The sequence below is a fragment of the Paracoccus sp. SM22M-07 genome, assembly GCF_001887735.1.
Classification (GTDB): domain Bacteria; phylum Pseudomonadota; class Alphaproteobacteria; order Rhodobacterales; family Rhodobacteraceae; genus Paracoccus.
In genome coordinates this window covers 214,946-240,820 of record NZ_JPKW01000003.1, presented here as the reverse complement: position 1 = coordinate 240,820, position 25,875 = coordinate 214,946, and the positions used below count along the sequence as shown (strand labels likewise).

Below are 25,875 nucleotides of genomic sequence, written 5' to 3'. Positions count from 1 at the left end.
AAGCGGACCTGCACACTCGACACATGGGGAACTGCGGCTAAACTGCCTTCCATGCAGGGCGGGTTTACGATGGACCGCAGAGTCCACCCGACCCGAGCGGAGGAGAAAACATGAAAGATTCCAAGACGCTTGACCGCCGGTCCTTTCTGACCCGTGCCTCGGTCGGTGGTGCCGCCGCAGCCGCGGGCGGGGTGCTGGCAGCACCCGCCATAGCGCAGGCCAGCCAGAAGGTGACGTGGCGACTGGCCTCGTCCTTCCCCAAATCGCTGGACACGATCTATGGCGGCGCCGAGGAGCTGTCCCAACGCCTGTCCGAGGCCACGGATGGCCGCTTCACCATCCAGGTCTTTTCGGCCGGTGAAATCGTTCCGGGCCTGGACGCCATCAACGCGACCACCGAAGGCACGGTCGAATGTTCGCATTCCGTCGGCTATTACAACTGGGGCAAGGACCCGGCATTCGCCTGCGGCGCCGACCTGCCCTTCACCTTCTCGGCCCGGTCCAAGGCTGCCTACAACTATCACGGCGGCGGCATCGACAACTACAACGAATTCCTGCAGCAGTATAACCTGGTGGCCTATCCGGGCGGTAACACCGGCACCCAGATGGGCGGCTGGTACCGCAAGGAGGTCAACACCCTTGACGACATGAAGGGCCTCAAGCTGCGCATCGCGGGCCTTGCCGGTCGCGTCATGGAACGTCTGGGCGTGGTTCCCCAGCAGATCGCCGGCGGCGACATCTATCCCTCGCTGGAACGCGGCACGATCGACGCGGCCGAATGGGTCGGTCCCTATGACGATGCCAAGCTGGGCTTCCAGAAGGTCGCGCCCTATTACTACTATCCCGGTTTCTGGGAAGGCGGCCCGACGGTCAGCTTCTTCGTCAACCAGTCGGCATGGGATGCGCTGTCGGAATCCGACAAGGCGCTGTTCCGCACCTGCTGCCAGTCCGTCGATCAGAACATGCTGGCCAAATACGACATGAAGAACCCGACCGCCCTGAAGGAACTGGTCGGATCGGGCGCGCAGCTGCGCTCCTTCAGCGAGGAAATCCTGACTGCCGCCTTCAACGCGTCGCAGGAGGTCTATGCCGAACTCAGCGCGGAAAACGCGGCCTTCAAGAAGATGTATGAGGCGATGCTGGCCTATCGCGACGACTGGTATCTGTATCAGCAGACTGCGGAATACACCTTCGACACCTTCATGATGATCCAGCAGCGCAATGGCGGCCTGGCCACCGAAGGCTGATCGCCGGACGTCACGACCATGAAAAAGGGCCGGATGATCCGGCCCTTTTTTGCATCCTAGTTTCCGCCAAGCCCCGGCGGGGGACCGCCAAAGCCAAGGCCCATCCCGCCCGACGGCGCGGCTTCGGACCCGGTCTCGGGTTCGGGCGGCGTTTCTGCACCGGGCTGGGGCGCATCGGCCGCCGGCTGGCCGCCGAAGGGCGATCCGCCCAACCCGCCAAGCGAACCGAAGCCAGATCCACCCTGATTGCCGCCGCCCAGGCCCCCCATCGGGATCTGGACCTTGATCGTCGATGTATCCACGACCGGCCCCTTGTAGTGCATGACCATGCCCGGGAAGATGATGACCGCCGCGATCATCAGGATCTGCAGCCCCACGAAGGGCACCGCCCCGCGATAGATGTCCAAGGTGCTGACCTCGGTCATGGTCTTGCCGGTCACGTGATCCTTGTAGGGTTTTCGCGGCGCCACCGATCGCAGGTAGAACAGCGCGAAGCCCACGGGCGGCGTCAGGAAGGATGTCTGCATGGTCACGGCCAGGATGACCCCGAACCAGACCAGGTCGATCTCCAGCGCGTTGGCCGCAGGGATCAGCAGCGGCACGATCACGAAGGCCAGTTCGAAGAAATCCAGGAAGAAGGCCAGGAAGAAGATGATGATGCAGACCGCGGCCAGAAAGCCGTATTCCCCGCCCGGCAGCGCCGTCAGCAGGTCCTTGACCCAGATATGCCCGTTGATCGAGTAATAGGTCAGCGAAAAGACCGTCGCCCCGATCAGGATGAACATGACGAAGGCCGACAGCCGCACGGTCGCCAGCAGGGCCTGGTTCACCACGTTTAAATCCAGGCGGCGCTTGAAGGCCGCCAGGATCAGCGCGCCGGTGGCCCCCATGGCGCCGCCCTCGGTCGGGGTGGCGATGCCCAGGAAAATCGTGCCCAGCACCAGAAACACCAGCGCCAGCGGCGGGATCATCACGATGATCACCTGACGCGTCATGGGCGACATCATCCCGGTGCGCAGCTTTTCATCCGCCAAGGCCAGCACCAGCATGATCAGAACGGTCAGGGCCGCGGCCCAGATCTGGCTGTCATCGCCCAGATGGTCGCCCATCAGTCGCACCGACAGGACATAGATCGCGACCGAAGCCAGGATGGCCCCCAGCAGCGACCAGCCGCCGCTGCCCAGGCTGCGCGCCTCGGGCGGCAGGGCCGGCATCAATGACGGGCGCAGGATCGACATCACCATAACATAGACCAGATAGATCCCGGTCAGCGCCAGGGCGGGGATCATCGCCGCCTTGTACATGTCGCCCACCGAACGGCCCAGCTGGTCGGCCAGCACGATCAGCACCAGCGAGGGCGGGATGATCTGCGCCAGCGTGCCCGACGCCGTGATGACGCCGCTGGCCAGACGCTTGTCATAGCCATAGCGCATCATGATCGGCAGAGAGATAAGCCCCATCGAGATGACCGATGCCGCCACGACGCCCGTCGTCGCCGCCAGCAGCGCGCCGACCAGGATGACCGCATAGGCGAGGCCGCCCCGGATCGGGCCGAACAGCTGACCGATCGTGTCCAGCAGTTCCTCGGCCATGCGGGACCGTTCCAGCACGATGCCCATGAAGGTGAAGAAGGGAATGGCCAGCAGCGTGTCGTTGCGCATCACGCCAAAGACCCGGTCGCCAAGCGCCCCCAGCAGGTTCCAGCCCAGGTTGATCTGGTCCGACAGCGGGGTCAGGAAGACGCCGAAAAAGAAGAACAGCAGGCCGTTCGCGGCCAGCGCGAAGGCGATGGGGTATCCGAACAGCAGGAAGCCCACCATCGAGAAGAACATGATGGGGGCAAGGTTATGGGCGATGAGTTCGATCACGGGCGGTTCCTCGGGTCGGCAGAGGCGGCGTCGGCCCGATCTTTTTCAAGACCGACGGTCATGATGGCGGCCTCTTTCAGGACCGAGTCGTGGCTGCTGGCATGGGGGCTGGGATCGGGGATGATGCCGCGCATGACGGCGATCTTCTTGATCAGCTCGGATATGCCCTGGATGAACAGCAGCACGAAGCCCGCGACCAGAATGGCCTTGGCGGGCCAGATCAACAGCCCGCCCGCGTTCATCGAGATCTCGTTCGTGCGCCAGCTGATCAGGAAGGACGGAAACAGCAGCCAGATCATGATCGCCGTGAAGGGCAGCAGGAACAGGATCGTGCCGATCAGGTCGATCCAGTGCTGCACCCGGCGCGACCAGCGGCCATAGATCACGTCGATGCGGATATGTTCGTTTTCCAGCAGCGTATAGGCCGAGGCCAGCATGAACGCGCCCCCGAACAGATACCATTGCAGTTCCAGCCAGGCATTCGACGAAACGCTGAAGACCTTGCGCACGATCGCGTTGATCGCGCTGACCAGGATGGCCAGCAGGATCAGCCACGCGACGCTACGCCCGATCGCGGTGGTGGCGCGGTCGATGCCGCGCGACAGGGCCAGTAGGCCGCCCATGAAATCCCCTCCCTCATGGATCATGCCTTGTTGGGCCGGCATGAGTTCCCATGTGCAGGGATATGCGGCATGGGGACGGTGCGGGTCAAGCGCGACGGCGGATCACGCCGTCAGGGCAAGCGTCGCCAGCACCGCGATTTCAGTGACAAGAACGGCCGCGCCCAGCACATCCCCGGTCTGCCCACCGACAAGACGCAAGGCACGTCTGGCCACCATCCAAGAGGTCACGGGCATGATCAGCATGGCCGCCAGAACCCCGGTGACGCCGGTCGCCAGCGCGATGACAAGAGCGGCCAACCCTGCGGCGACGGCACAGGCTGCGCCTCCCGGACGCCCCGCACCCTGGCCCAGGCCGTCAGTGCGAGCGGGCGGGATGGTCTGCATCAGCAGGACGGGCGCCAGACGCCCGGCGGTCGCCGCCGCAATCAGCGCCATCGGCCCCAATTCCGACAGCGCTGCCACGCGGATCAGCGTCGCGCAGACCAGTGCCGCCGCGCCGAAGCTGCCGATGGTGGAATCGCGCATGATCCGCAGTCGATCGGCCCGGTCGCGTCCCCCGCCCGCATCGGCGAAATCGGCCAGCGCGTCTTCGTGCAGGGCGCCGGTCAGCCAGATGGTCAGCGTCACGGCCAGCGCTGCGGGCAGCAATCCGTGACCCACCCACAACGGAATGCCCGCGATGGTCCCGACGACCGCCCCCGCCACCGGAAAGGCCCAGGCCGCTCCCGCCAGCGGCAGCACCTTGGGCGGCAGAAAGCGCCCCAAGGGCAACCGCGTCAGGAAGACCAGCGCCAGGATCAGCTGCTGCAGCCTAGCCAATGCCGGCCTCGGCAAAGGTGGCCATGCCGTTATGGCAGGCCAGCGCCGCGCGCAGCACCAGCAGCGCGACCCCTGCCCCCGACCCCTCGCCAAGACGCATGTCCAGCGACAGGATGGGCTGCTTGCCAAGGGCGGCGATCAGCTGCCTGTGGCCCGGCTCGGCGCTGACATGGCCGATCAGGCAGTGATCCAGCGCCTGCGGATCGTCGCGGGTCAGCACGGCGGCGGCGGCACAGCAGATGAAGCCGTCCAGCATCACCGGAATGCGCAAGTCGCGCGCCTTCAGAATGGCACCGCAGATGGCCGCCTGTTCGCGGCCCCCGAAGGCGGCCAGGGTTTCCACGGCGCTTCGTGGCGCATGCAGGGCAAGCCCTTCGGCCACGGCGGCGATCTTGGCCTGCAGCATCGCCCCCTGCGCGCCGGTGCCGGGACCGACCCAATCTTCGGCACGCCCGCCCAGCACCGATGCGGCCAAGGCTGCGGCGACGGTCGAATTGCCGATGCCCATCTCCCCCAGCATCACAACATCGGCGGCGGGGTCGACAGCATCCGCGCCGGTGGCCATCGCATGCCGGACCTCGGCCCCGGTCATGGCGGGGCCCGCGGTGAAATCGGCGGTCGGGCGGTCAAGGTCCAGGGCGACGACCTGCAGTTCGGCCCCCGCGACCGTGCAGATCTGGTTGATGGCCGCCCCGTCATTGCGGAAATTGCGGACCATCGCTTCGGTCACGGCGGGGGGAAAGGGCGTGATGCCGCGCGCGACGACGCCGTGATTGCCCGCAAAGACGATCGCCTGCGCATGATCCATGACGGGCCGCGACGTGCCGCGCCATCCGGCCATGAAGATCGCCAGCTCCTCCAGCCGTCCAAGCGAGCCTGGGGGCTTGGTCAGATTATCCTGCCAGACTTGGGCGGCGTCGGCGGCTTCCTGGTCAAAGTTGGTCATGCATTCCCTCGGGCATGGGTTTCAGTCGCAGGGGTTGGCCGCTGACGGCCATCCAGACCTGATCGGCCAAATCGCCGATGGTCTGGTTCATCCAGCCGTGTTCATCGCGGAACCGGCGCGCAAGGGCGTTGTCGGGCACGATGCCCTGCCCAAGTTCATTGGTTACAAGAACGACAGGACAGGATTGCTGACGTAACGTCACCGCCAATGCGCTGATATCCGCCTGTCCCATCATGTTCGACATCCACAGGGTCAGGCAATCGACCAGCCGAACGCCTTGGCCATCGGTTGCGCGCAACGCCCCGCAAAGGTCATAGGGCTCTTCGACGGTTTTCCAGTTTCCACCGCGACCTGCCTGATGTCGCTGGATTCTTTCGCGCATTTCCCCGTCGCGCGCTTCGGCCGTGGCGATATAGATGCGCGGCAGGGCGTGGCGCGCCACAAGCCGTTCGGCCAAAGCCGACTTGCCCGACCGGGCGCCGCCCGTCACCAGCGTGATATGTCCGTGATGCGTCATGGCGGCATCTGTTCCACAAGGCGGGACGGTTGAAAAGCGGCAAAGCCCGCTTGCTCATCGCGCAAGTTTGCGTAACGTCGCGCCATTCGGGCGCAGAAGACGCCCACACGCAACAAGGAGGAGCTGGCCATGACCAGACTTTTCACCACCACCGCGCTGTTGGCAGCGCTGGCCCTGCCCGCCTATGCCGTCCAGCCCGCCGAGGGCGAGACGCTGGCCGACAGCCAGACCTATACCTATTGGCTGCTGGACGCGATCAAGTCGCTGGACCCGGCCAAGAACACCGATGTCGAAGGGTCGGACGTGCTGCGTTCGCTGTTCGAAGGGCTGATGAACGAAAACGCCAAGGGCGAGATGATCCCCGGCGTCGCCGAGAGCTATGACGTCAGCGACGATCAGCTGACCTATACCTTCAAGCTGCGCGACGCCAAGTGGTCGAACGGCGAACCCGTCACCGCGCAGGATTTCGTCTTTGCCTGGCAGCGCGTCGTCAATCCTGAAACCGCGTCGGAATACGCGTGGTACATGGAGCTGATGAACGTCAAGAACGCGACCGAAATCGTCGCCGGCGAAGCCAAGCCCGAGGAACTGGGCATCACGGCCATCGACGACAAGACGCTGGAAGTCACGCTGACCACCCCGACCCCCTATTTCGTCAGCACCCTGTCGCATGCCACGACCTATCCCGTGCCGCAGGCCGTGGTCGAGGAGTTCGGCGACAACTGGACCCAGCCCGACCACCTGGTCGGCAACGGTGCCTTCACGCTGGCCAGCCACAATCTGGGCGTCGAGATCGTGATGGAGAAGAACCCGGAATATTGGGATGCGGAAAACGTCCTGATGGAAACGGTCCGCGGCGTCACCGTGAACGACAACAACGTCGCCCTGACCCGCTATCAGGCAGGCGAGCTGGACCGCGTGCAGATCCCCGCAGGCCAGTTTCCGCGCCTGTCCGAGGAATTCCCCGACCAGGCCGTTTCGGTGCCTTACGGCTGTTCCTATGCCTATGTGATGAACCTGTCCGACAAGGGCCCCGAGGCGCTGAAGGACGTGCGCGTCCGTCAGGCCATGGCGCTTGGCCTGAATCGCGAGGTGATCGTGGACCAGGTCCTGCAGGGCGGCCAGAAGCCCGCCTATACCTGGACGCATTGGGCCATCAACGGCTTTACCCCGCCCGAAGGCAGCATGGGCGACATGTCCATGGAAGACCGGATGGCCAAGGCCAAGGAATTGCTGACCGAGGCCGGATACGGTCCCGACAACCCGGTCAAGGTTTCGCTGCAGTACAACACCGATGACAGCCACCGCCTGCTGGCCATCGCCGCCCAGCAGTTCTGGCGCCCCCTGGGCATCGAGGTCGAGCTGAACAACGTCGAATGGAAGGTCCATACCGACCGCCTGCAGTCGCAGGATTTCGACGTTGCCCGCTATGCCTGGTGCGCCGATTACAACGAAGCCTCGACCTTCCTCGACTGGTTCCGCACCGACGGCTACAACAGCGGCAAGTGGTCGAACGAGGAATATGACAAGCTGCTGGTCGATGCCCGCACCGCCGAGGACACCACGCCGCTTTACCAGCGCGCCGAGGAGATCCTGGCCGAGGAGATGCCCGCGGTCTTCGTCTATCACTATGCCAAGGTCGACATGATCAACCCGGCCATCAAGGGCTTGCCGCGCGAGAACCTGCTGAACACGTGGTACGCCAAGGACCTGTACCGCATCGCGGAATAAGGCGGCCGAACCTCAACCACCGGGCCGGGGCGGGTTTTGACCTGTCCCGGCCCTCGGTTTTCAACCATCCCGCAGGGAGCCCAACGCGATGATCGCATTCATCCTGCGACGGCTGGCGGTGGCGATACCCACGCTGCTGCTGCTGATCGTCTTTTCCTTCGTCCTGATGCATATGGCACCGGGCGGTCCCTTCACCGCCGAACGCGCTCTGCCACCCCAGGTGATCGCCAACCTCGAGGCGCAATACGGGTTGAACGACCCGCTGTGGCTGCAGATCTGGAACTATCTCTACAACATCGTGGTGCATTTCGACTTCGGTCCCAGCTTCGTCTATCCCGACCGGACCGTGAACCAGCTGATCGCCGCGGGCTTTCCCGTGACGCTGACCTATGGCGTGCTGTCCTTCGTGTCGGCCATCGTGCTGGGCGTGTCCCTGGGCGTGATCGCCGCCATCTGGCACAACAGCTGGGTCGATTACATCGCGGTGGGGATTTCCATCGGCGCGCAGGTGCTGCCGAATTTCGTGATGGCACCGCTGTTGGTGCTGGTCCTGACGCTGTGGTACGGCCTGCTGCCGGGCGGCGGCTGGAGCTTCAGCGACCCCAGCTTCTGGATCATGCCGGTGATCGCGCTGGCGACCAGCTATATGGCATCGATCGCGCGCATCACCCGGTCATCCATGCTGGAGGTGCTGGGCAGCAACCATATCCGCACGGCCCGCGCCAAGGGGATGCCGGAATACCGGGTCATCATGCGCCACGCGCTGAAGCCCGCGATGCTGCCGGTGATCAGCTATCTGGGACCGGTCTTCGTGTCGATGATCACCGGGTCGGTGGTGATCGACATGTATTTCTCGACCGGCGGGATCGGCAAGGCCTTCGTGGATTCGGCGCTGAACCGGGACTATGCGGTGATGATGGGCGTGACCATTCTGGTGGGGGCGCTGACCATCCTGTTCAACCTTATCGTCGACGTGCTCTATGCATGGATCGACCCCAAGATCAGGTACTGAGCCATGGTCATTGACGAACAAAAGATGAAATCCCTGTCCGACCGGCTGGTCCAGGACGAGGTTCGCGGCCGCAGCCCTTGGGCGGATGCCCGCAAGCGGTTCCTGAACAACAAAGGCGCGATGCTGGGTCTGATCATCCTGATCCTGGTCGCGATCTTCGCGATCGTCGGCAATTACTTTGCCGTCTGGTCGAACGAGGAGCTGGACTTCAGCGTCATGGGACAGGTCGCCCAGATGGGCCAGCCCTCGCTGGAAAACGGCCATTATTTCGGCACCGACAACCTGGGCCGCGACCTGTTCGCGCGGGTCGTTCAAGGCACGCAGATCAGCCTGATGGTCGGCGTCGTCGGCGCGGGCATCGCCGTCATCGTCGGCACGCTTTACGGCGCGACGGCCGGATATGTCGGCGGGCGCACCGACCAGATCATGATGCGGACCGTCGATATCCTGATGTCGATCCCCTACATGTTCGTGCTGATCCTGCTCTTGGTGATGTTCGGGCGGTCGATGTCGATGCTGTTTCTGGGCATCGGCCTGATCAGCTGGCTGGACATGTCGCGCATCGTGCGCGGCCAGACCCTGTCGCTGAAGAACCGCGAATTCATCGAAGCCGCCCGCGCCACGGGCGTACCGGCATGGAAGATCATCATCCGCCACATCGTCCCGAACCTGCTGGGCGTGGTCGCGGTCTATGCGACGCTGCTGGTGCCGCTGATGATCCTGACCGAAAGCTTCATCAGCTTCCTTGGCCTTGGGGTCCAGGAACCGCTGACCAGCTGGGGCGCGTTGATTTCCGAAGGGGCGGGCACGATGAACTATGGCACCTTGTGGCAGCTGGCCTTCCCGCTGTTCTTCTTTGTCATCACGCTGTTCGGCTTCTTCTTCGTGGGCGATGGCCTGCGTGACGCCCTCGACCCGAAGGAGCGCTGAACATGAGCCTTCTAGACATCCGGGACCTTTCGGTCCGCTTCCAGACCAACGATGCCGAGGTCTGCGCCGTCAACGACGTGAACCTGTCGGTCGAAGCCGGCCAGACCCTTGGCATCGTGGGCGAATCCGGCAGCGGCAAATCGCAACTGTCCTTCGCGATGATGGGCCTTCTGGCGCGTAACGGGCGCGCCTCGGGCTCGGTCATGTTCGACGGCCAGGAAATCCTGAACGCCCGGCCCAAGGTGCTGAACAGCATCCGCGCCGAAAAGATGGCGATGATCTTTCAGGACCCGATGACCTCGCTGAACCCCTATATGCGGGTGGCCGACCAGATGGCCGAGGTGCTGACCCTGCACAAGGGCCTGTCCAAGCGCGACGCTGTCGCGCAGGCCGTCCAGATGCTGGACGCCGTCAAGATCCCCGACGCCAAGGGCCGCGTGCGGCTTTATCCGCATGAATTCAGCGGCGGCATGCGTCAGCGCGTGATGATCGCCATGGCGCTTCTGTGCAAGCCCAAGCTGCTGATCGCGGATGAACCGACCACCGCGCTGGACGTGACGGTTCAGGCGCAGATCATGCAGTTGCTGAAGGAATTGCAGCGCGATTTCGGCATGGCGATGATCCTGATCACCCATGATCTGGGCGTCGTGGCGGGGTCCTGCGAACGCGTGGCGGTCATGTATGGCGGGCGCATCCGCGAAACCGGACCGGTCCGCCCGATCTTTGCCGCACCCACGCATCCCTATACCCAGGGTCTGCTGGACGCGATCCCGCGCGTCGATCAGCAGGACGAGGAATTGCGCGCCATCCCCGGCCAGCCCCCGAACATGAGCCGACCCCCAAGTGGCTGCGCGTTTTCCCCGCGCTGCCCCTATGCGCGCGAGGGCTGCGACACGATCGATCCGCCGCTGGAAGGCTTTGCCCCCGAGCAGGCCCGCGCCTGTCACGCCCCCGTGGCCGAGGTCATCGCCCGGCAGATCCGACATGTTCCTGACGAAGACCAGCCCGCCCGCAACCCCGGCGCCGGTCCCGGACAGGCCATTCCCCGCGGTGCCGTCGCCGGAGCAGGCGCGGCAGGAACCCCCAGCACGGTGGAGGGACAGCAATGACCCCGCTTCTTGATGTGCGCGACCTGCGCGTGACCTTCCAGATCCGTCGCGAAGGCGATCTGCCTTGGGCCAAGCCCCGGCCCCTGCATGCCGTCGCAGGCGTCGATTTCACCCTGAACCCCGGTGAAACGCTTGGCGTCGTGGGCGAATCAGGCTGCGGCAAATCCACGCTGGCCCGCGCCCTGATCGGGCTGGTCCCTGCCGAGGGTCAGGCGGAATGGATCGACGGCAAGGACCTGCTGGCCATGTCGCCGCGCCAGATGATGAAATATCGCAGCGACATCCAGATGGTCTTCCAGGACCCGCTGGCCAGCCTGAACCCGCGCATGACCGTGGGCCAGATCATCGCCGAACCCCTGGCGACGCACCGCCCCGACCTTGGCCGCGCCGAGGTCCGCGACCGCGTCAAGGCGATGATGGAGCGGGTGGGCCTGCTGCCGAACCAGATCAACCGCTATCCGCATGAATTCAGCGGCGGGCAGTGTCAGCGCATCGGCATCGCCCGCGCGCTGATCGTGGAACCCAAGCTGATCATCTGCGACGAACCGGTTTCGGCGCTGGACGTGTCGATCCAGGCGCAGGTGATCAACCTGCTGATCCGGCTGCAGAAAGAGCTGGGGCTGGCGCTGGTCTTCATCGCCCACGACCTGTCGGTGGTCAAGCATATCAGCGACCGGGTGATGGTGCTGTATCTGGGCAAGGTGATGGAGGTCGCGTCCTCGGCCGATCTCTATGGCGATCCGCAGCACCCCTATACGCAGGCGCTGCTGTCGGCGGTCCCGGTGCCCGATCCCACGATCGAGACGGCCAAGACCATCGTGCCGCTGGCGGGCGACCTGCCCTCGCCGATGAACCCGCCCTCGGGCTGCGTCTTCCGGACGCGCTGCCCCCGTGCGCAGGCCCGCTGCGCCGAGGAAGTGCCCCAGCCCCTAGGCGGCGATCACAAGATCGCCTGCCACTTCCCCGGCCCTCTGACCGAGGCCGAGATCGCCCACGCCCGTCGACACGAGGCCGCGTAACATGCCGCCGTCCGACCCGACTGCAACCACATTTGCGGCGCGTTGGGCGGCGCTGAAGAACATCCCGCCCTTCCTGGCGATGGTCTGGCAGGCCAGCCGGACCCTGACCCTGGCGATGATCATCCTGCGGCTGCTGCGGGCTCTGATGCCCGTCGCGATGCTGTGGGTGGGCAAACTGATCATCGATCAGGTGGTGGGCCTGTCATCCCTGCCCGGCCACCCCGAAACCCTATCCGGATGGTGGGACAGCGGGCTGGCGTCCGGGCTGATCGCGCTGGTCGCGGCAGAGCTGGCGCTGGCGCTGACCCAGGACATCCTGGGGCGGCTGGTCAGCTATACCGACAGCCTGCTGCAGGAAAAGCTGGTGATCGACATCTCGATCCGGCTGATGGACCACGCGGGCGACCTGGACCTTGCCAGCTTTGAAGACCCCGCCTTTCAGGACCGGCTGGACCGCGCGCGCCGCCAGACGATGGGGCGCATCCCGCTGGTCAACCAGGTCATGCAGCAACTGCAGGATCTGGTCACCGTGGGCAGTTTCGCGGTCGGCCTGCTGGTCTATAACCCGTGGCTGGTCCTGCTGCTGGCCGTAGCGCTGATCCCTTCGCTGTTCGGAGAGATGCATTTCAACGCGCAGACCTATGCGCTGAACCACCGCCGCGCGCCCGACCGGCGCGAACGCGACTATCTGCGCATGATCGGGGCCAGCGCGGAAACCGCAAAGGAGGTCAAGATCTTTGGCCTGTCGCCCTTCCTGCGCGACCGCTACCTGACGCTGGCGCGGCGCTTCTATCTGGAAAACCGCGCCATCCAACGCCGCCAGCTGACGGTGATGGCGGGGCTGACGGCCATGGGGACGCTGGCCTATTACGGGGCCTTCCTGTGGATCATCGCCAATGCCCTGACCGGCGATCTGACGCTTGGCGACCTGACCTTCCTGTCGGGCAGCTTCCTGCGGCTGCGCGGGCTGCTGGAAGGGCTGCTTAGCAGTTTCTCCAGCATGGCGGGACAGGCCATGTATCTGGACGACCTGTTCGAGTTCTTCACCTCGACCCCCGCCATCGCGTCGCGCCTCGATGCGCTGCCGGTCCCCGCGCCGATCCGGCGGGGTTTCCGGTTCGAAAACGTGGGCTTCCGCTATCCCGGGCGCGACGATTGGGCCATCCGCGGCATGAGCTTTGACCTGCATGCGGGGGAAACCGTCGCGCTGGTGGGGGAAAACGGCGCGGGCAAGACCACCATCGTCAAGCTGCTGGCGCGGCTCTACGACCCCGACGAAGGGCGTATCCTGCTGGATGGCCGCGATCTGCGCGACTATGACCTGGACCAGCTGCGCGGCGCCGTGGGCGTCATCTTCCAGGATTTCGTCCGCTATGCCGTCACCGCGTCGGAAAATATCGCCATCGGGCGAATCGAAGAACGCGACGACCGTCCCCGCATCGTCGCCGCCGCCGAACGATCGCTGGCCGATCAGGTCATCGCGAAGCTGCCGCAGGGATATGACCAGATGGTCGGCAAGCGCTTCAGCAAGGGCTTGGACCTGTCGGGCGGCGAATGGCAGAAGCTGGCCATCGCGCGCGCCTATATGCGCGACGCACAGCTGCTGATTCTGGACGAACCCACCGCCGCCCTGGACGCACGCGCCGAATACGAGGTGTTTCAGCGCTTCAAGGAACTGACGCATGGGCGCACGGCCCTGCTGATCTCGCATCGCTTCTCCAGCGTGCGGATGGCCGACCGGATCATCGTGCTGGAAAAGGGCCGTGTGGACGCACAGGGCAGCCATGACGAATTGCTGGCGCAGAACGGCCGCTATCGCGAGCTGTTCGAGCTGCAGGCCCAAGGGTATCGGTAACTATCGGGAGGGTGGTGGTGGTACCGCCTACCCGTCTCGAACGGGTGACCTCTAGATCCACAATCTAGCGCTCTAACCAACTGAGCTAAGGCGGCACTGGGCGGTTCAATAGCCCCAGTGCGCGGCGGTTGCAACCCTCGCTTGCCGTGAAATTGCGTCCGCGTTACAGAAAGTTTCTCAGCTGAAAGGACAGACCATGGGTATCAACAGCGAAAGCGATGTCACGGCCAATCTACAGATCGGCCCGACCGATCAGGGAATGGTCCGCATCTACGTCCAGGGCGACGGCATCGACCTGCCGATGGATTTCGACGCCGAAGAAGCGACCGAGATCGCCGAAGAACTGCTGGCAGCCGCCGAGGCCGTCCGCAGCACCTCTAAAAAGCCCCGGCGCTGAGCCCTTCCGGGTCGCACAGCCCCTGCAGGCGCAGGGCCGCGGCCCGGGCAAAGTCGCGTTGCACCTTGGTGCGGCGCGCGGATGCAAGCCGGGTTTCGGGCGCCATGCGGACAATGTCGGCACCATAGGCATCGGCCATGATCAGGCCGGTGTCCTGGGGCAGCAGATCGATGGGGAAATCACCGTCCACCGCCCAGAAATAGCGGTCGCACCATTCCAGATATCCCTGCCACTTGCGGTCGGACTGGAAATCGGCGCGGCTGCTTTTGCATTCGACGATCCACAATTCGCCCTTGGGACCAAGGCTGATCAGATCGACGCGCAACCCGCGCGCCGGCACGAATTCGGTCAGCACGGCATGGTCCAGCGACCGCAGCATCCGACCGGTGCCGCGCGCAAGCCGTTGTCCCGGCATGCCGGGAAGGCAGGTCTGTTCAACTGCGTCCATGGGCCGAAACTAGAACGAAGCGGAAACGATCTCAAGCCGCCTTGCCGCTGGCTGACGCGGCGTATAGCGTCTGGCAAAACGCGAATTGCCGAAGCCGCCTGAAAGGATTGCATGTTCGATATCGCCCTGCTTTTCCTTGCCGGGCTGGTCGGCGGCATCCTGAATGCCGTGGCGGGCGGGGGCACCTTCATCACCTTTCCGGCGCTGGTCTTCGTGGGCGTGCCCCCGGTGATCGCCAATGCCACGGCGACCGTGGCCGCCCTGCCCGGCTATCTTGCCGCGACCTATGGCTTCCGTCGCGATCTGGCCGCGATGGAGGACGTCAGGATGCGGCACCTGACGCTCTGGACCATGGCGGGCGGCGTGATCGGGGCCGGGTTGCTGCTGGTCAGTTCGAATCAGGCATTCTCGGCGCTGGTCCCCTTTCTTCTGCTGATCGCGACGGTCATCTTCATCTGGGCCCAGCAGGTCCGGGCATGGGCCGCGCGCTATGCGCGGGTCGTGACGCCCTTCGGGCTGGGAACACTGCTGCCGGTGGCGGTCTATGGCGGGTATTTCAACGGCGGGCTGGGGATCATCCTGCTGGCGCTGTTCGCGATGTGGGGACTGCGCGACATCCACCAGATGAACGGGCTGAAAAGCTGGCTCAGCGTCGCGTTGTCGCTGATCGCCTGCGTGATCTTCGCCCTTGGCGGATCGATCGCCTGGGGTCCCGGCGCGCTGATGGCGCTCGGCACCGTTCTGGGCGGGTTTGTCGGCCCGTCGGTCGCGCGGCGCATCCCCATGCCGACCCTGCGCGCGCTGATCGCCTGCATCGGCTTCGGCACCACCGCAATCTTTTTCTGGCGTCTCATTCAAGGAGCATCAACATGAGCGACATCACCCGTATCGAAACCGGAACCCGCATGAGCCGCGCGGTCATCGCCAACGGCTTCGTCTTCCTGGCAGGCCAGGTCGGCGAACCGGGCAGCTCGGTCGCCGATCAGACCCGCGAATGCCTGGCGCAGATCGAGGATCTGCTGGCCAAGGCCGGCACCGACAAGACGCGCATCGTCTCGGCCCAGATCTGGATGGCCGACATGGCCGATTTTGCGGAAATGAACGCGGTCTGGGACGCCTGGGTGCCGGAAGGTTATGCCCCCGCCCGCGCCACCGGCGAATCCGCGCTGGCGACCCCCGACTACAAGGTCGAGATCATCGTCACCGCGGTCCTGTGATCGCCTGAATGACCGAGCGCGCCGCGCGATGGCCCGGCGCCTCACCACCCCTGCCAAGGCGGTCCATGGTCAGATCCATGGCCTGCAGCTGCGCGGCGCGCGAGGTCGGATCCTCAAGCGCCGCCTGCAGCGCCAGTGAAATCGGGCCGGGCTGACAGTTGCGGCCCAGATATTCCGGCACCGCGCGCGTATCGCTGACCAGATTGACCAGCGTCACCGTATCGGTCCTCAGCAACGCGCCCAGGATCCAGCGGCTGAAGGGCGCCATGTCATAGCCGATGACCATCGGAATGCGGTTCGCGGCCAGTTCCAGACTGACCGTCCCCGATGCCGCCAGCGCCAGATCGGCAGCCGCGAAGGCGGCACGTTTCTCACCCGCCTCCTCGATGACGATGGGGGCGGTGGGCCAGCGGCGCGTCATGTCGCGGACCATGCCGGCAACGCCGGGAACGGTAGGCAGGACGACCCGAATTTCAGGGACGCGGTCGCGAAGCCGCATCAACGCCTCGTCAAAGCGGGGGCCAAGGCGCGACACCTCGGACCGGCGCGATCCCGGCAGGCAGAGGACGATCGGCGCATCACGCGCGATCCCATGCGCATTCCGGAACAGGGTGGCATCGTCGCGACCGGCCACATCCGCCGTGGCGACCGGATGACCCACGAAATCGCAGGTCATGCCCGCGGCCTGCATCAGCGGCGGTTCGAACGGCAATATCGCCAGGACATGGTCGATGACCTTGGCCATCTTGACCGCCCGCCCCGGCCGCCAGGCCCAGACCGACGGCGCGACATAATGCACCGTCCGAAGTTCGGGCCGCGTCGCACGCACGATCTTGGCCACGCGCAGACAGAAATCCGGGCTGTCGATCGTCACCAGGACATCGGCCCCCGATTGAAGCACGGCTTGGGCGGTTTCCGCGATGCGACGCTTCAGATGGCGATACTTGGGCAGCACTTCCCAAATGCCCATCAGGCTCAGTTCATCCATGGAAAACAGGCTGTCCAGCCCATGCGACTGCATGCCATGCCCGCCGATGCCGATGAATTCGGCGGCAGGGTCGAAATGCGTCAGCCCCGCCATCAGGGCGGCGCCAAGCTGATCACCTGAGGGTTCGCCTGCGATCAGGAAATACTTCATGCCGGTTCACCTTGCTGCTGTCTGGCCATAGGTATTGGCCCGCAGGCCAAGAAGCCAGCGCTTCCTGACGACGATCCTAGGCTTCGGCGTCCACTGCCCACAGGAACAGCCCGGCTGCCTCTGCCCGACGCATGGTTTCGGCCCGGTCCAGCAGGATCGTGCCGCCCGCCTCCCACGCGATGCCCGCAAGCCCTGCGCGCGCGGCCTGATCGACGGTATCGGGACCGATGGTCGGCAGGTCGATGCGGCGGTCCTGTCCGGGCTTGGGCGCCTTGTAGAGAACGCCTTTCGCGCCGTCGGGATTGGGACGCATGTCCGCATGCAGCGCCGCAAAGTGCAGCATCGCCTCGGTTCCCGGCAGGGTTTCCAGCGCAAGGCAAAGTCCCTGCGCCACGACCGCGCCCTGACCGATATCCAAGCCACCCGTGCCGGCAAGGATCTGCGCGGCGCGCTGGACGTCGCGTTTGTCGGCCGCCGAAGGTGTCCCGGCAAGAATACCGGCATCCGGCACCATGTCGGGGCAGATTTCCTGTACGGAACAAATGCTCAGATCATTTTCTTCGAAGATGTCGAGGACAGTCCGCAGGGCCGCGTCATCGCCCGATTGCATCGCCATCAGGATGCGCGGGACCATTTGCGCGGTACGTGGATCGAAGGCCTCGGGGTCCAGCCGAGGACGGCGGATGGCCCCTGCAAAGATAACCTGCGTGATGCCCTGGTCGATCAGATCGTCGATGAAGGGCAGCAGGCGTTCCAAACGGAATGTCTTGTGGTCCAGGCCTTCCGGCGCAAAGCCGTCCAGCGCATAGACGGCAGGGTCCGTCAGGGCGCGCGCTATGGCGGGGGCAAGATGGCCCTTGCCTGCGATCACTGCGATGCGTGTCATCTGTTCTGCCTTGTTGCGCGAATTTCAGGTGCTGCGCGGCGTCAGGAAACTGCGATCGGACGGTCCCAGGATGAATTCCAGGACGTCTCGCTCCATCGCGGAAACCTCGGTCTCGGCGCGGCTGCGGGCGGTGTCGCGGAACGACCCCTGCCCCAGGGCGGCCAGCAGATCCCGCAAGGCCATGATATCGGCGCGGCTTGCCCCGCGCCGCTTCAGACCCACCAGGTTCAGCCCGTCCAGATGGCCGCGCGGCCCCTGCACCAGACCATAGGGAATGACATCGGCCGTCACCATCGTGACCGCGCCGATCATTGCCCCGCGCCCGATGCGCACCCATTGATGCACACCCGACAACCCGCCGATGATGACGTCATCCTCCAGGTGGCAATGTCCCGCGACCGAGGCGTTGTTCACCAGGATCACGCGGTCGCCAACATGGCAATCATGCGCGACATGCGATCCCGACAGGAACAGCCCGTCATTTCCGACGGTCGTGATGCCGCCGCCGCCTTCGGTGCCGGGGTTCATCGTGACATATTCGCGGATGCGGTTGCGCGCGCCGATACGCAGGCTGACTTCCTCGCCCCGGAACTTCAGGTCCTGGGGGACTTCGCCGATACAGGCGAAGGGAAAGACGACCGTGTCCTGCCCGATGCTGGTATCACCGGCCACGACGACGTGGGACTTCAGAACCACCCCCTGCGCCAGCTTGACCTTGGCACCGACGACGCAGAAAGGCCCGATGGTGACGCCATCGGCAATCTGGGCGCCCGGTTCGATGACCGCAGTGGGGTGGATCAGGGTCTCAGGCATCGGTTTTCCGCGCCATCATGGCGGTGAACTCGGCCGAGGCGCAGAGCTGGCCTTCGACCAGGGCCCGGCCCTCGAATTTCCAGATCTTGCCGCCGCCGCGGATCGCCTTGACATGCAGCTCGACCACGTCGCCCGGAACCACCATGCGGCGGAACTTGCATTTGTCGATGCCCATGAAATAGGTCAGCATTTCCTCGTCCAGGACGTTGATGCTGATGCCCACCACCACGGCAGCGGTCTGCGCCATCGCCTCGATGATGGTGACCCCCGGCATGATCGGCTGATCGGGGAAGTGCCCCTGGAAATGGGGTTCGTTGCAGGTGACGTTCTTGATGCCGACGGCGCTTTCGAACGGCACGATGTCGCGCACCTTGTCGATGAACAGGAAAGGGTAACGGTGCGGAATGATCCGCTTGATCAGCGACAGGTCTGCCTCGGTATAGGGGGCGGGATTGCGCGCGTCGTCGGCCATTTTCGTTCCTTCAGGCGGTTTTCAACGGGTTACCAACCGGATGGACGGTTGGCAAGCATGCAGGGTGGCCACAGGCGATCATGCGCCGCGGCCCCGCCGACCCTCGGCCAGCCATCCGGCCAGCGCCAGCCCCGCGATGATCGCGAGCCATAACCAGTCCGGCATGACGGGGCGGCGCTCAAGTCCGGTGACGGTGGCGGCATCGCGCGGGGTGATCCCGATCCAAGGGCCGCCGACGCCGCTGCCGGTGGCGCGTCCGGGACGCGCCTGTCGGACATCCGGCACGCCCTCGGACAGGGCCAGCACCGCGCCTCCGGATGCCGTCACCAGCGGCTCCAACAGCGCCGCATCCGCCACCGTCTGTTCGAATTCGCGCGGTGCTGCGGGCCCAAGCGCCAGCACGCGGCTTTCATTGCCGTTCTGCAGACGATAGAGACCCGGCGCGTCGGCCGTCCAATCGGCGACAAAGCGCCCCGGCCCGTCAGGCTCCAGCGGCAGCGACCGCGTCGTCCCATCGGGCGTGATCACCACCAGCGGACCGATCCGATCCTCCATCGACCGACGGGTCACCCGAACGTCCAGGCCGTTGGTCACCTCGGCCAGCAGGGCTTCCTCCTCCAGCTCGGGTTCCTTCATCGACCAATGGGCGATGCGGCGCAGCAGCTCGAGCTGCGGACCACCGCCTTCGAAGCCGCGTCCCCACAGCCATGCCTGGTCCGAGGTCAGCAAGGCCACCCGACCTTCCCCCACCCGGTTCAGGATCAGCAGCGGATCGTCGTCCACCCCCGTCATGGCGACCTGGGCATCGGGGTTGGGTGTCACCTGCGCCATGCGTAACCAACGGCCCCAATCGGGATCGCCTTCGGCCGCGACGCCGGGCAGATCGGCGGTCACGGGGTGGCGGCGACCTTCGGCCGTCAGGCGCGGCAGGAACGGTTCCTCGATCACGCGACCGGTCGGACGGGCGGGCAGGATCTGGCCCATCGGCGACAGGTTCAGGCTTTCGACCGAGGCCATCTCGGGGCCCGCCGCCACCAGAACCGCCCCCCCGTCGCGCACATAGCGGACAATGTTCTGATAATATTCGGGCGGCAGGATGCCCCGCACGCGATAGCGGTCAAAGATGATCAGATCGAAATCGTCGATCCGTTCCAGGAACAATGCGCGCGTCGGAAAGGCGATCAGGGCCAGTTCACTGATCGGCACGCCGTCCATCTTGTTGGGCGGGCGCAGGATGTTGAAATGGATCAGATCGACGGATGCATCCGATTTCAGAAGGTTGCGCCATGTTCTTTCACCGGCGTGCGGCTCTCCGGACACCAGCAGAACGCGCAACCTGTCGCGCACGCCATTGATGCTGATGGCGGCGGAATTGTTGCGATCGGTCAACTCGCCTTCGATCTGGGGCAGGATGATCTGCACGACGTTCTGCCCCGCATGGTTCAGCGTGACCGGCAGCGACAGCGTGGTGTTCAGGGGAACCGCGAAGGTCTGTTCATCCTTGCCGTCCAGGGACAGGCGCAACGTGGCGCTGCCTTGACCCAGACCGGGTGGAACGGCGCCTTGGTCTTCGACACGCAGCCGGATCGTGACCTCCTGGTCGATCAGGCCAAAGGCGGGGGCCTGTTCGATGACCAGGCGGCGGTCCCAGTCCTGCGGCTGGCCGGTCAGCAGCACATGCAGCGGCGCGGGCAGACCCGTCGGCACCATCTGCGGGTCATGCAGGCGGCCATCGGTCAGCGCGATGACCCCGGCCAGGCGGGCGTCGGGTTCGGCGGCGACGGCGCGGGTGATCGCCGTGCCCAGCATCGTGCCATCCTCATCGTCGCCCACCGTGACGCGGCGCAGTTCGGTGTTCGGCAGCGCGCCGATCGCATCGCTCAGCTGCGCGACCGCGCGATCGACCTGTTCGCGCCGCCCCGGCAGATCCTGGCTGGCCGATCGGTCGTCAAGCAGGATGACGATATCGGACAGGCCGGCGCGCGTGCCGATCTCGAAGGCGGGGCCGGCAAGGGCGATGGCTGCGGCCATCAGCGCCAGTCCGCGCCATGCCCAACCGCGCAACCCGCGCCACAGCGCAAATCCCGCGACCAGCAGCGCCAGCGCCGCAAGTCCGGCGATGGCCCACCAGGGCAAGGCAGGGTCGAAACGCAGCGCGGTCATCGGGTCAGGGCCTCCTCGGTTCTCAGGCGGTCCAGCAGGGCGGGCACGTGGACCTGATCCGACTTGTAGTTGCCGGTCAGCACATAGGTGATCAGGTTCACGCCAAAGCGCAGTGCCATTTCCCGCTGTTCCTCGCCCTCCCAGCCCGATCCGATGGGAAAGACGGGATAGCCGTCATCGTCGATGGCCCAGGCCTCGGCCCAGCTGTTGCCGCCGATGATGACCGGGCTGACACCGTCGTTCAGCTGGCGGAAGGGGTTGCCTTCGGCGGCCTGTGCCCCCACCGGCGGGGCCTCGACCCAGACCGGGTTGCCGCGCCATCTGCCGGGGAAATCGTCAAGCAGATAGAAGGTGCGGGTCAGGACGTGATCCTGGGGGATGGGGGCCAAGGGGGGGATGTCCAGGGGGGCGGCCAGGGCCTGAAGGGTATCGCTCATGTCGGGGCCGCCGACACCCGCCACATCGCCGTCGCGGGTGTCGAACATGATGACCCCGCCCGACCGCATGAAGGCGTTCAGCCGCATATAAGCGCGCGGCGAGGGCGCCGGTTGATCCGCGGTGATCGGCCAATAGAGGAATGTCAGCAGGGACAGGTCGTCGCTGTCCAGATCCACGCCGATCGGGGCGCCCGGCTCGACCGAACTGCGCTGCCGCAGCGTTGCCGACAATCCGCGCAGACCCTGTTCGGATGCGGTATCGATCCGGTCGTCGCCCGTCACGACATAGGCCAGGGCAACCTCGTTGGCGGCGCGCATCAGGTCGGGGTCAAGTTCCTGCGCCATGGCGGCCGGCCTTGGCAGCAGCGCCAAAGCCAGCATCACCGCCGCGACCCGTCCGCCACGACCCAGCCAGGCCGAGCCGACCGCATCCAGCGCCAGCAGCACTGCCGCGCAAGCCAGCAGCAGTCCCATCAGGTCACGCCCCGACGTCGCATCGGGACGCGCGACGCTGGCCTCGGGCCAGTCGGCAAGGGTGATCGGACCACCGGCATTCAGCGCCTGCTGGCGTTCGCCCGCCACATAGATGCCCGCGGGACGGTCCGCGCCCGGACCCTGCGCCATCTGGGCCGCCGGGACCGGGGCCAACCCTTCGACCGCAGCCGCGTTGCCGAAACCATCCAGCACCTCGACCGGCGTCCAGAAGGGCTGCTGGCGGTCGTCGGCGCCATCGTCGCGCGCGGCGGCGCCCGCGGTGGCCACAAGGCGCTGCATCATCTGGACGAACAGCTCGGACAGGGGCAGCGACGACCATTCCGCATTGGCGGTGACATGCACCAGAACGACCTGTCCCTGCCCCAGGCGGTCGCGGGTCATCAGCGGCGTGTCGTCGGTCAGCGCGGCGATGGTCTTGCCCGCCAGATCGGGCGCGGGCTGCGCCATCAGCTGGGCCCGCACCGTCACGTCATCGGGAATGCGCAGCCCCGCGAAGGGGCCTTCCTGATCGAAGGGCTTGATCCCCCGCTGTTCCCCCCAGCTGAGCGCCCCGCCGATATCGCGCCCCCCTTGCCGCAGATCGACCGGCAGCAACGGTTCCTGGTCCAGTCGGTCGTAACCGGCCATTCGCGGTCCGCCGAACCTTATCAGCAAGCCGCCCTGGTCCACCCATTCGGCCAGCTCTCCGATTTCGGCCAGCTGGACCTGGTCGGCCAGAACGATGACATCGGGCGCGGCATCCAGGACATCGCCCAGGCTGCCCTCGATCAGGTCCGATGTCGGGGCCAGCGCCTGCCGCAGATAGTGAACCTGCGACAGCAGTTCCTGCGCCTCGGATTGTTCGGCGGGATCACCGACCAGTGCCACCTTGCGCCGCTTGACGCGATCATCGGCCAGGACGACCGCACCGGCATGGGTGTCACCCTGAATGCGAAAGCTGGTGATGCGGTTGCGCAGCTCGGGCGGAAGATCGATGGCGACCCGGCGCGTGGTGATGCCGCCGCTTGTCTCCGGGGCATCTGGCGTCAGCTGCGCCAGCGCGCGGGGAATGCCCTGCGGGTCGGGGCCGATCGCCTCGACCTGCGGGGCGGCGTCGGTCGTCCCGCGCAGGATCAGGGCGGGCATCTGCCCGTCCTGCAGTACCAGCGTCCGCAATGCGCGGGTTGGCGGGATGACGGTCACCGGACCCATTCCGGTGACCTGCGCCAACCAATCGGCCCGTCCCCCGTAATCCGTGCCATCGGCCAGCCACAGCGTGGAAAGCCTGCCCCGAGGCGCGTCGGCCAATGACGCGGTTGCATCGGACACCAGCCCCGATTGCCATGCAACCGGCCTTGCCGCCCGCAGCGCTGCAATCAGGCTGTCGGCCGCCTGAAAGGCGACGGACCCCGCGATGGGGCGCGCATCGGCCATCACCAATGCAGCCGGACGTCCGGCGGTTGCGGCATCGGCCAGGGCTGCCTCGGCGCGTGCTTGCCGTGCGGCCCAGTCAGGTGCGGCGGCCCATCCGGCATCCATGACGACCAGCAGCGGGCCGGTGGCATCGTCACGGGGTGCGGGCTTCCAGACCGGTCCGGCGAATGCCAGGATCAGCGCAGCCACCGCCAACAGGCGCAGCAACAGCAGCCACCAAGGCGTGCGACGGGCGACGGGGCTTTTGTCGGTCAGACCCTGCAGCAGCGCCACGCCGGGGAAGACGATGCGCTTGGGTGACGGCGGCATCGCGCGCAGGATCACCCACAGAACCGGCAGCGCCACCAGCGCGCCCAGCACCCAAGGTGCGGCAAATCCCAACGGCCCAAGGATCAGCATCAATGCACCCCCTTGGGGCCCAGAACCGCCCAGATCCGGCCCAGAATCTGCGCCGGATCGTCCGATGTCACATGGTGGTCGAACTGCCAGCCGGCCTGCGCGCACCGTTCGCGCAGCCAATCGCGTCGCGCGGCTAGGCGGGCCAGATAGGCATCGCGAAGGCCTCGCGCGTCGCGGCTGTCATGGCGGGTCGCAGCCGCGGGGGCGCGGAATTCGACAGCACCTTCAAAGGGGAAGTTTTCTTCATCCGGGTCAAGGATTTGCACAACAATCCCTCGAATTCCAAGACCGGCTGCACGTTGCAGGGATTGGGCGATCCAATCGGGGTCGGTCAGAAAATCCGACAGGATCAGGACGTGGCGATCCGGGCGCAGTTCGGTCAGTGGAAAGTCTGCCGGTGCGGGCCTGCACAGGGCTTCGGCCAGGCGATCGGCCTGCAGCCGCCCCGTCCCGGCCGCCTGTCCCAGCAATCCCACCTTTTCGCCGCCGCGCAGCAGCAGCATCCCCAAGGCCAGCGCCAGGACGCGGCCCCGTTCGGCCTTGGTGGGGCGATCCGGGCCGCCGGAGAAATTCATGTCCGGGGAAGGCGACAGCCAGATCTGGGCGGTCTGGGCGCTTTGCGCCTCGCGGTCGCGGACGAACTCCGTGTCCGAACGGGCCGAGCGTCGCCAATCGATGCTGCGCGCGCCGTCGCCGACGCCTGCGGGGCGATACTGCCAGAAATCCTCGCCGGGGCCTGCGCGGCGCAGACCATGCGCCCCCGGCGCGATCATGGCCGCCAGCCGTTCCGAGGCCAGCATCAGGGCGGGCAGATGGGCGCTGGCCGCATCGGCCCGGGTGCGAAGGTCGGACGGTTTCCCGATCATGCCGCGCGACGGCCGCCGATCCGGTCATCCAGCAGGCGGTTCACAAGCGCGTCGATGCCCTGCCCCTGCGCCCGCGCCGCAAAGGACAGCGCCATGCGATGGCGCAGGACGGGCGCCGCCATCGCCGCCACATCGTCCAGCGTCGGCGCATAGCGCCCGTTCAGGACCGCCCGGGCCCGCGTCACCAGCATCAGCGCCTGCGCCGCGCGCGGACCCGGACCCCAGATCAGCGCATCGCGGATGAAGGCCGGTGCCTCGGGGGCCGACGGACGGCAGGCGCGGACCAGATCCAGGATCGCCTCGACCACCGTTTCGCCGACGGGCATCTGGCGGATCAGGCGCTGCGCGGCGATCAGGTCATCGGCGGCGAAGGCGGCATGGGGCGCGCCCTCCAGCAAGCCGGTCGTGGCCAGCAGGATGTCGCGTTCCGTGTCGCGGTCGGGATAATCGACGTCGATCTGCAGCAGGAACCGGTCCAGCTGCGCCTCGGGCAAGGGATAGGTGCCTTCCTGTTCGATCGGGTTCTGGGTGGCCAGCACGTGGAAGGGGCGGCCAAGGGGGCGGTGCTGGCCGCTGACCGTCACCTCGCGTTCCTGCATGGCCTGCAGAAGGGCCGATTGGGTGCGCGGGCTGGCGCGGTTGATCTCATCGGCCATCAGCAGCTGGGTGAAGACCGGACCTTCGATGAACCGAAACGCGCGGCTGCCGTCGGGCAGCGCGTCCAGCACCTCGGACCCCAGGATGTCGGCGGGCATCAGATCGGGGGTGAACTGGATGCGCTGGCTGTCCAGCCCCATCACGGTGGCCAGCGTGTCGACCAGCATCGTCTTGCCCAGACCGGGCTGACCGACCAGCAGCGCATGCCCGCCCGCCAGGATCGCCGCCAGCACCTGCTCGACCACGTCGTGCTGGCCGACGAAACGCTGTTCCACACTGAGGCGTGCTTCGGACAGGCGCGCCGCAAGGGCCTGAACCTCTTGCACCAGAATTTCGTCCGACGTCATGACAATGCCCTTCTGCTGCTTTAGACAGAAGCATATGCAGTTGGGGTGGAG

The 25,875-nt window shown here is 65.9% G+C and carries 24 protein-coding genes and 1 tRNA gene; 10 read left to right on the top strand and 15 right to left on the bottom strand.

Translation table 11 applies throughout. The annotated features are described in order from the left end of the window. The first annotated feature begins 110 nt into the window (after positions 1 to 110). Positions 111 to 1,247, top strand: a complete 1,137-nt coding sequence (locus IE00_RS06240; RefSeq protein WP_072296221.1) for a TRAP transporter substrate-binding protein — start codon at positions 111 to 113, stop codon at positions 1,245 to 1,247. A 56-nt stretch (positions 1,248 to 1,303) separates the two neighbouring features. On the opposite strand, the gene IE00_RS06235 is transcribed toward IE00_RS06240, so the two are convergent. The 5 genes from IE00_RS06235 to cobU all read right to left on the bottom strand — a co-directional run bounded on the left by IE00_RS06235 (position 1,304) and on the right by cobU (position 6,020). Continuing rightward, entirely contained in the window at positions 1,304 to 3,115 is a 1,812-nt protein-coding gene (locus IE00_RS06235; RefSeq protein ID WP_072296220.1) for a TRAP transporter large permease subunit, read from the bottom strand. After that, positions 3,112 to 3,738 carry a TRAP transporter small permease subunit gene (locus IE00_RS06230; RefSeq protein ID WP_083554137.1) on the bottom strand — a complete coding sequence of 209 codons (627 nt, stop codon included), beginning with the start codon at positions 3,736 to 3,738 and terminating at the stop codon, positions 3,112 to 3,114. Before IE00_RS06230 ends, IE00_RS06235 begins: the two co-directional genes overlap by 4 nt. Before the next feature lie 102 nt (positions 3,739 to 3,840). Beyond that, positions 3,841 to 4,557, bottom strand: coding sequence for an adenosylcobinamide-GDP ribazoletransferase (locus IE00_RS06225; protein ID WP_083554115.1), 717 nt, complete (start codon positions 4,555 to 4,557; stop codon positions 3,841 to 3,843). Further along, positions 4,550 to 5,503: a nicotinate-nucleotide--dimethylbenzimidazole phosphoribosyltransferase gene (cobT, locus tag IE00_RS06220; RefSeq protein WP_072296217.1), complete on the bottom strand. Its 954-nt coding sequence runs from the start codon at positions 5,501 to 5,503 to the stop codon at positions 4,550 to 4,552. Before cobT ends, IE00_RS06225 begins: the two co-directional genes overlap by 8 nt. Beyond that, entirely contained in the window at positions 5,490 to 6,020 is a 531-nt protein-coding gene (gene cobU / locus IE00_RS06215) for a bifunctional adenosylcobinamide kinase/adenosylcobinamide-phosphate guanylyltransferase (RefSeq protein ID WP_072296216.1), read from the bottom strand. Before cobU ends, cobT begins: the two co-directional genes overlap by 14 nt. Before the next feature lie 129 nt (positions 6,021 to 6,149). Between cobU and IE00_RS06210 the strand changes: the two genes are divergently transcribed. The 6 genes from IE00_RS06210 to IE00_RS06185 all read left to right on the top strand — a co-directional run bounded on the left by IE00_RS06210 (position 6,150) and on the right by IE00_RS06185 (position 13,676). Further along, positions 6,150 to 7,751 carry a peptide ABC transporter substrate-binding protein gene (locus tag IE00_RS06210; protein WP_072296215.1) on the top strand — a complete coding sequence of 534 codons (1,602 nt, stop codon included), beginning with the start codon at positions 6,150 to 6,152 and terminating at the stop codon, positions 7,749 to 7,751. Positions 7,752 to 7,839: 88 nt separating this feature from the next. Then, positions 7,840 to 8,763: an oligopeptide ABC transporter permease OppB gene (gene oppB, locus IE00_RS06205; protein WP_072296214.1), complete on the top strand. Its 924-nt coding sequence runs from the start codon at positions 7,840 to 7,842 to the stop codon at positions 8,761 to 8,763. Between the two features lie 24 nt (positions 8,764 to 8,787). Then, the gene (locus tag IE00_RS06200; protein WP_072296345.1) at positions 8,788 to 9,693 is read left to right on the top strand and encodes an ABC transporter permease subunit; all 906 of its coding nucleotides are present in this window, start codon (positions 8,788 to 8,790) and stop codon (positions 9,691 to 9,693) included. A 2-nt stretch (positions 9,694 to 9,695) separates the two neighbouring features. Continuing rightward, positions 9,696 to 10,802: an oligopeptide/dipeptide ABC transporter ATP-binding protein gene (locus tag IE00_RS06195; RefSeq protein ID WP_083554113.1), complete on the top strand. Its 1,107-nt coding sequence runs from the start codon at positions 9,696 to 9,698 to the stop codon at positions 10,800 to 10,802. Next, on the top strand, positions 10,799 to 11,821 hold the full coding sequence (locus IE00_RS06190) for an oligopeptide/dipeptide ABC transporter ATP-binding protein (RefSeq protein WP_072296213.1): 1,023 nt from the start codon (positions 10,799 to 10,801) through the stop codon (positions 11,819 to 11,821). Before IE00_RS06195 ends, IE00_RS06190 begins: the two co-directional genes overlap by 4 nt. Position 11,822: 1 nt before the next feature. Beyond that, on the top strand, positions 11,823 to 13,676 hold the full coding sequence (locus IE00_RS06185; protein WP_072296212.1) for an ABC transporter ATP-binding protein: 1,854 nt from the start codon (positions 11,823 to 11,825) through the stop codon (positions 13,674 to 13,676). An 18-nt stretch (positions 13,677 to 13,694) separates the two neighbouring features. Here IE00_RS06185 and IE00_RS06180 read toward each other — a convergent pair. Then, a tRNA-His gene (locus tag IE00_RS06180) sits at positions 13,695 to 13,771 on the bottom strand. A 101-nt stretch (positions 13,772 to 13,872) separates the two neighbouring features. On the opposite strand from IE00_RS06180, the gene IE00_RS06175 reads away from it, so the two are divergent. After that, complete coding sequence (locus tag IE00_RS06175; RefSeq protein WP_072296211.1) at positions 13,873 to 14,073, top strand: DUF6324 family protein; 201 nt, start codon at positions 13,873 to 13,875, stop codon at positions 14,071 to 14,073. Here IE00_RS06175 and IE00_RS06170 read toward each other — a convergent pair. Beyond that, positions 14,054 to 14,521 carry an MmcB family DNA repair protein gene (locus tag IE00_RS06170; RefSeq protein WP_072296210.1) on the bottom strand — a complete coding sequence of 156 codons (468 nt, stop codon included), beginning with the start codon at positions 14,519 to 14,521 and terminating at the stop codon, positions 14,054 to 14,056. The genes IE00_RS06175 and IE00_RS06170 overlap by 20 nt on opposite strands. A 111-nt stretch (positions 14,522 to 14,632) precedes the next feature. On the opposite strand from IE00_RS06170, the gene IE00_RS06165 reads away from it, so the two are divergent. Together IE00_RS06165 and IE00_RS06160 are read left to right on the top strand one after the other, a co-directional pair. Next, on the top strand, positions 14,633 to 15,394 hold the full coding sequence (locus IE00_RS06165; protein ID WP_072296209.1) for a sulfite exporter TauE/SafE family protein: 762 nt from the start codon (positions 14,633 to 14,635) through the stop codon (positions 15,392 to 15,394). After that, complete coding sequence (locus IE00_RS06160) at positions 15,391 to 15,738, top strand: RidA family protein (protein ID WP_072296208.1); 348 nt, start codon at positions 15,391 to 15,393, stop codon at positions 15,736 to 15,738. The genes IE00_RS06165 and IE00_RS06160 overlap by 4 nt, the downstream gene beginning before the upstream one ends. On the opposite strand, the gene lpxB is transcribed toward IE00_RS06160, so the two are convergent. The 8 genes from lpxB to IE00_RS06120 form a co-directional block, all read right to left on the bottom strand. Beyond that, positions 15,722 to 16,876 carry a lipid-A-disaccharide synthase gene (lpxB, locus tag IE00_RS06155; RefSeq protein WP_072296207.1) on the bottom strand — a complete coding sequence of 385 codons (1,155 nt, stop codon included), beginning with the start codon at positions 16,874 to 16,876 and terminating at the stop codon, positions 15,722 to 15,724. The genes IE00_RS06160 and lpxB overlap by 17 nt on opposite strands. A gap of 76 nt (positions 16,877 to 16,952) precedes the next feature. Continuing rightward, positions 16,953 to 17,762: an LpxI family protein gene (locus tag IE00_RS06150; protein ID WP_072296206.1), complete on the bottom strand. Its 810-nt coding sequence runs from the start codon at positions 17,760 to 17,762 to the stop codon at positions 16,953 to 16,955. Positions 17,763 to 17,786: 24 nt separating this feature from the next. Then, positions 17,787 to 18,575, bottom strand: a complete 789-nt coding sequence (lpxA, locus tag IE00_RS06145) for an acyl-ACP--UDP-N-acetylglucosamine O-acyltransferase (protein WP_072296205.1) — start codon at positions 18,573 to 18,575, stop codon at positions 17,787 to 17,789. Beyond that, positions 18,568 to 19,047: a 3-hydroxyacyl-ACP dehydratase FabZ gene (gene fabZ, locus IE00_RS06140; RefSeq protein ID WP_072296204.1), complete on the bottom strand. Its 480-nt coding sequence runs from the start codon at positions 19,045 to 19,047 to the stop codon at positions 18,568 to 18,570. The genes lpxA and fabZ overlap by 8 nt, the downstream gene beginning before the upstream one ends. A gap of 78 nt (positions 19,048 to 19,125) precedes the next feature. After that, positions 19,126 to 21,210: a hypothetical protein gene (locus tag IE00_RS06135; RefSeq protein ID WP_072296203.1), complete on the bottom strand. Its 2,085-nt coding sequence runs from the start codon at positions 21,208 to 21,210 to the stop codon at positions 19,126 to 19,128. After that, on the bottom strand, positions 21,207 to 23,954 hold the full coding sequence (locus IE00_RS06130) for a DUF4159 domain-containing protein (RefSeq protein ID WP_072296202.1): 2,748 nt from the start codon (positions 23,952 to 23,954) through the stop codon (positions 21,207 to 21,209). Before IE00_RS06130 ends, IE00_RS06135 begins: the two co-directional genes overlap by 4 nt. After that, positions 23,954 to 24,820, bottom strand: coding sequence for a DUF58 domain-containing protein (locus tag IE00_RS06125; protein ID WP_072296201.1), 867 nt, complete (start codon positions 24,818 to 24,820; stop codon positions 23,954 to 23,956). The genes IE00_RS06130 and IE00_RS06125 overlap by 1 nt, the downstream gene beginning before the upstream one ends. Then, positions 24,817 to 25,824: a MoxR family ATPase gene (locus tag IE00_RS06120; protein ID WP_072296200.1), complete on the bottom strand. Its 1,008-nt coding sequence runs from the start codon at positions 25,822 to 25,824 to the stop codon at positions 24,817 to 24,819. Before IE00_RS06120 ends, IE00_RS06125 begins: the two co-directional genes overlap by 4 nt. Positions 25,825 to 25,875: the final 51 nt, after the last annotated feature.

What these genes read in the sequence shown, in the direction of transcription:
- IE00_RS06240 (WP_072296221.1), top strand. Translation starts at nt 111, where the DNA reads ATGAAAGATTCCAAGACGCTTGACCGCCGGTCCTTTCTGACCCGTGCC.
- IE00_RS06230 (WP_083554137.1), bottom strand. Translation starts at nt 3,738, where the DNA reads ATGGGCGGCCTACTGGCCCTGTCGCGCGGCATCGACCGCGCCACCACC.
- cobT (WP_072296217.1), bottom strand. Translation starts at nt 5,503, where the DNA reads ATGACCAACTTTGACCAGGAAGCCGCCGACGCCGCCCAAGTCTGGCAG.
- cobU (WP_072296216.1), bottom strand. Translation starts at nt 6,020, where the DNA reads ATGACGCATCACGGACATATCACGCTGGTGACGGGCGGCGCCCGGTCG.
- IE00_RS06210 (WP_072296215.1), top strand. Translation starts at nt 6,150, where the DNA reads ATGACCAGACTTTTCACCACCACCGCGCTGTTGGCAGCGCTGGCCCTG.
- oppB (WP_072296214.1), top strand. Translation starts at nt 7,840, where the DNA reads ATGATCGCATTCATCCTGCGACGGCTGGCGGTGGCGATACCCACGCTG.
- IE00_RS06200 (WP_072296345.1), top strand. Translation starts at nt 8,788, where the DNA reads ATGAAATCCCTGTCCGACCGGCTGGTCCAGGACGAGGTTCGCGGCCGC.
- IE00_RS06195 (WP_083554113.1), top strand. Translation starts at nt 9,696, where the DNA reads ATGAGCCTTCTAGACATCCGGGACCTTTCGGTCCGCTTCCAGACCAAC.
- IE00_RS06190 (WP_072296213.1), top strand. Translation starts at nt 10,799, where the DNA reads ATGACCCCGCTTCTTGATGTGCGCGACCTGCGCGTGACCTTCCAGATC.
- IE00_RS06185 (WP_072296212.1), top strand. Translation starts at nt 11,823, where the DNA reads ATGCCGCCGTCCGACCCGACTGCAACCACATTTGCGGCGCGTTGGGCG.
- IE00_RS06175 (WP_072296211.1), top strand. Translation starts at nt 13,873, where the DNA reads ATGGGTATCAACAGCGAAAGCGATGTCACGGCCAATCTACAGATCGGC.
- IE00_RS06170 (WP_072296210.1), bottom strand. Translation starts at nt 14,521, where the DNA reads ATGGACGCAGTTGAACAGACCTGCCTTCCCGGCATGCCGGGACAACGG.
- IE00_RS06165 (WP_072296209.1), top strand. Translation starts at nt 14,633, where the DNA reads ATGTTCGATATCGCCCTGCTTTTCCTTGCCGGGCTGGTCGGCGGCATC.
- IE00_RS06160 (WP_072296208.1), top strand. Translation starts at nt 15,391, where the DNA reads ATGAGCGACATCACCCGTATCGAAACCGGAACCCGCATGAGCCGCGCG.
- lpxB (WP_072296207.1), bottom strand. Translation starts at nt 16,876, where the DNA reads ATGAAGTATTTCCTGATCGCAGGCGAACCCTCAGGTGATCAGCTTGGC.
- IE00_RS06150 (WP_072296206.1), bottom strand. Translation starts at nt 17,762, where the DNA reads ATGACACGCATCGCAGTGATCGCAGGCAAGGGCCATCTTGCCCCCGCC.
- lpxA (WP_072296205.1), bottom strand. Translation starts at nt 18,575, where the DNA reads ATGCCTGAGACCCTGATCCACCCCACTGCGGTCATCGAACCGGGCGCC.
- fabZ (WP_072296204.1), bottom strand. Translation starts at nt 19,047, where the DNA reads ATGGCCGACGACGCGCGCAATCCCGCCCCCTATACCGAGGCAGACCTG.
- IE00_RS06135 (WP_072296203.1), bottom strand. Translation starts at nt 21,210, where the DNA reads ATGACCGCGCTGCGTTTCGACCCTGCCTTGCCCTGGTGGGCCATCGCC.
- IE00_RS06130 (WP_072296202.1), bottom strand. Translation starts at nt 23,954, where the DNA reads ATGCTGATCCTTGGGCCGTTGGGATTTGCCGCACCTTGGGTGCTGGGC.
- IE00_RS06125 (WP_072296201.1), bottom strand. Translation starts at nt 24,820, where the DNA reads ATGATCGGGAAACCGTCCGACCTTCGCACCCGGGCCGATGCGGCCAGC.
- IE00_RS06120 (WP_072296200.1), bottom strand. Translation starts at nt 25,824, where the DNA reads ATGACGTCGGACGAAATTCTGGTGCAAGAGGTTCAGGCCCTTGCGGCG.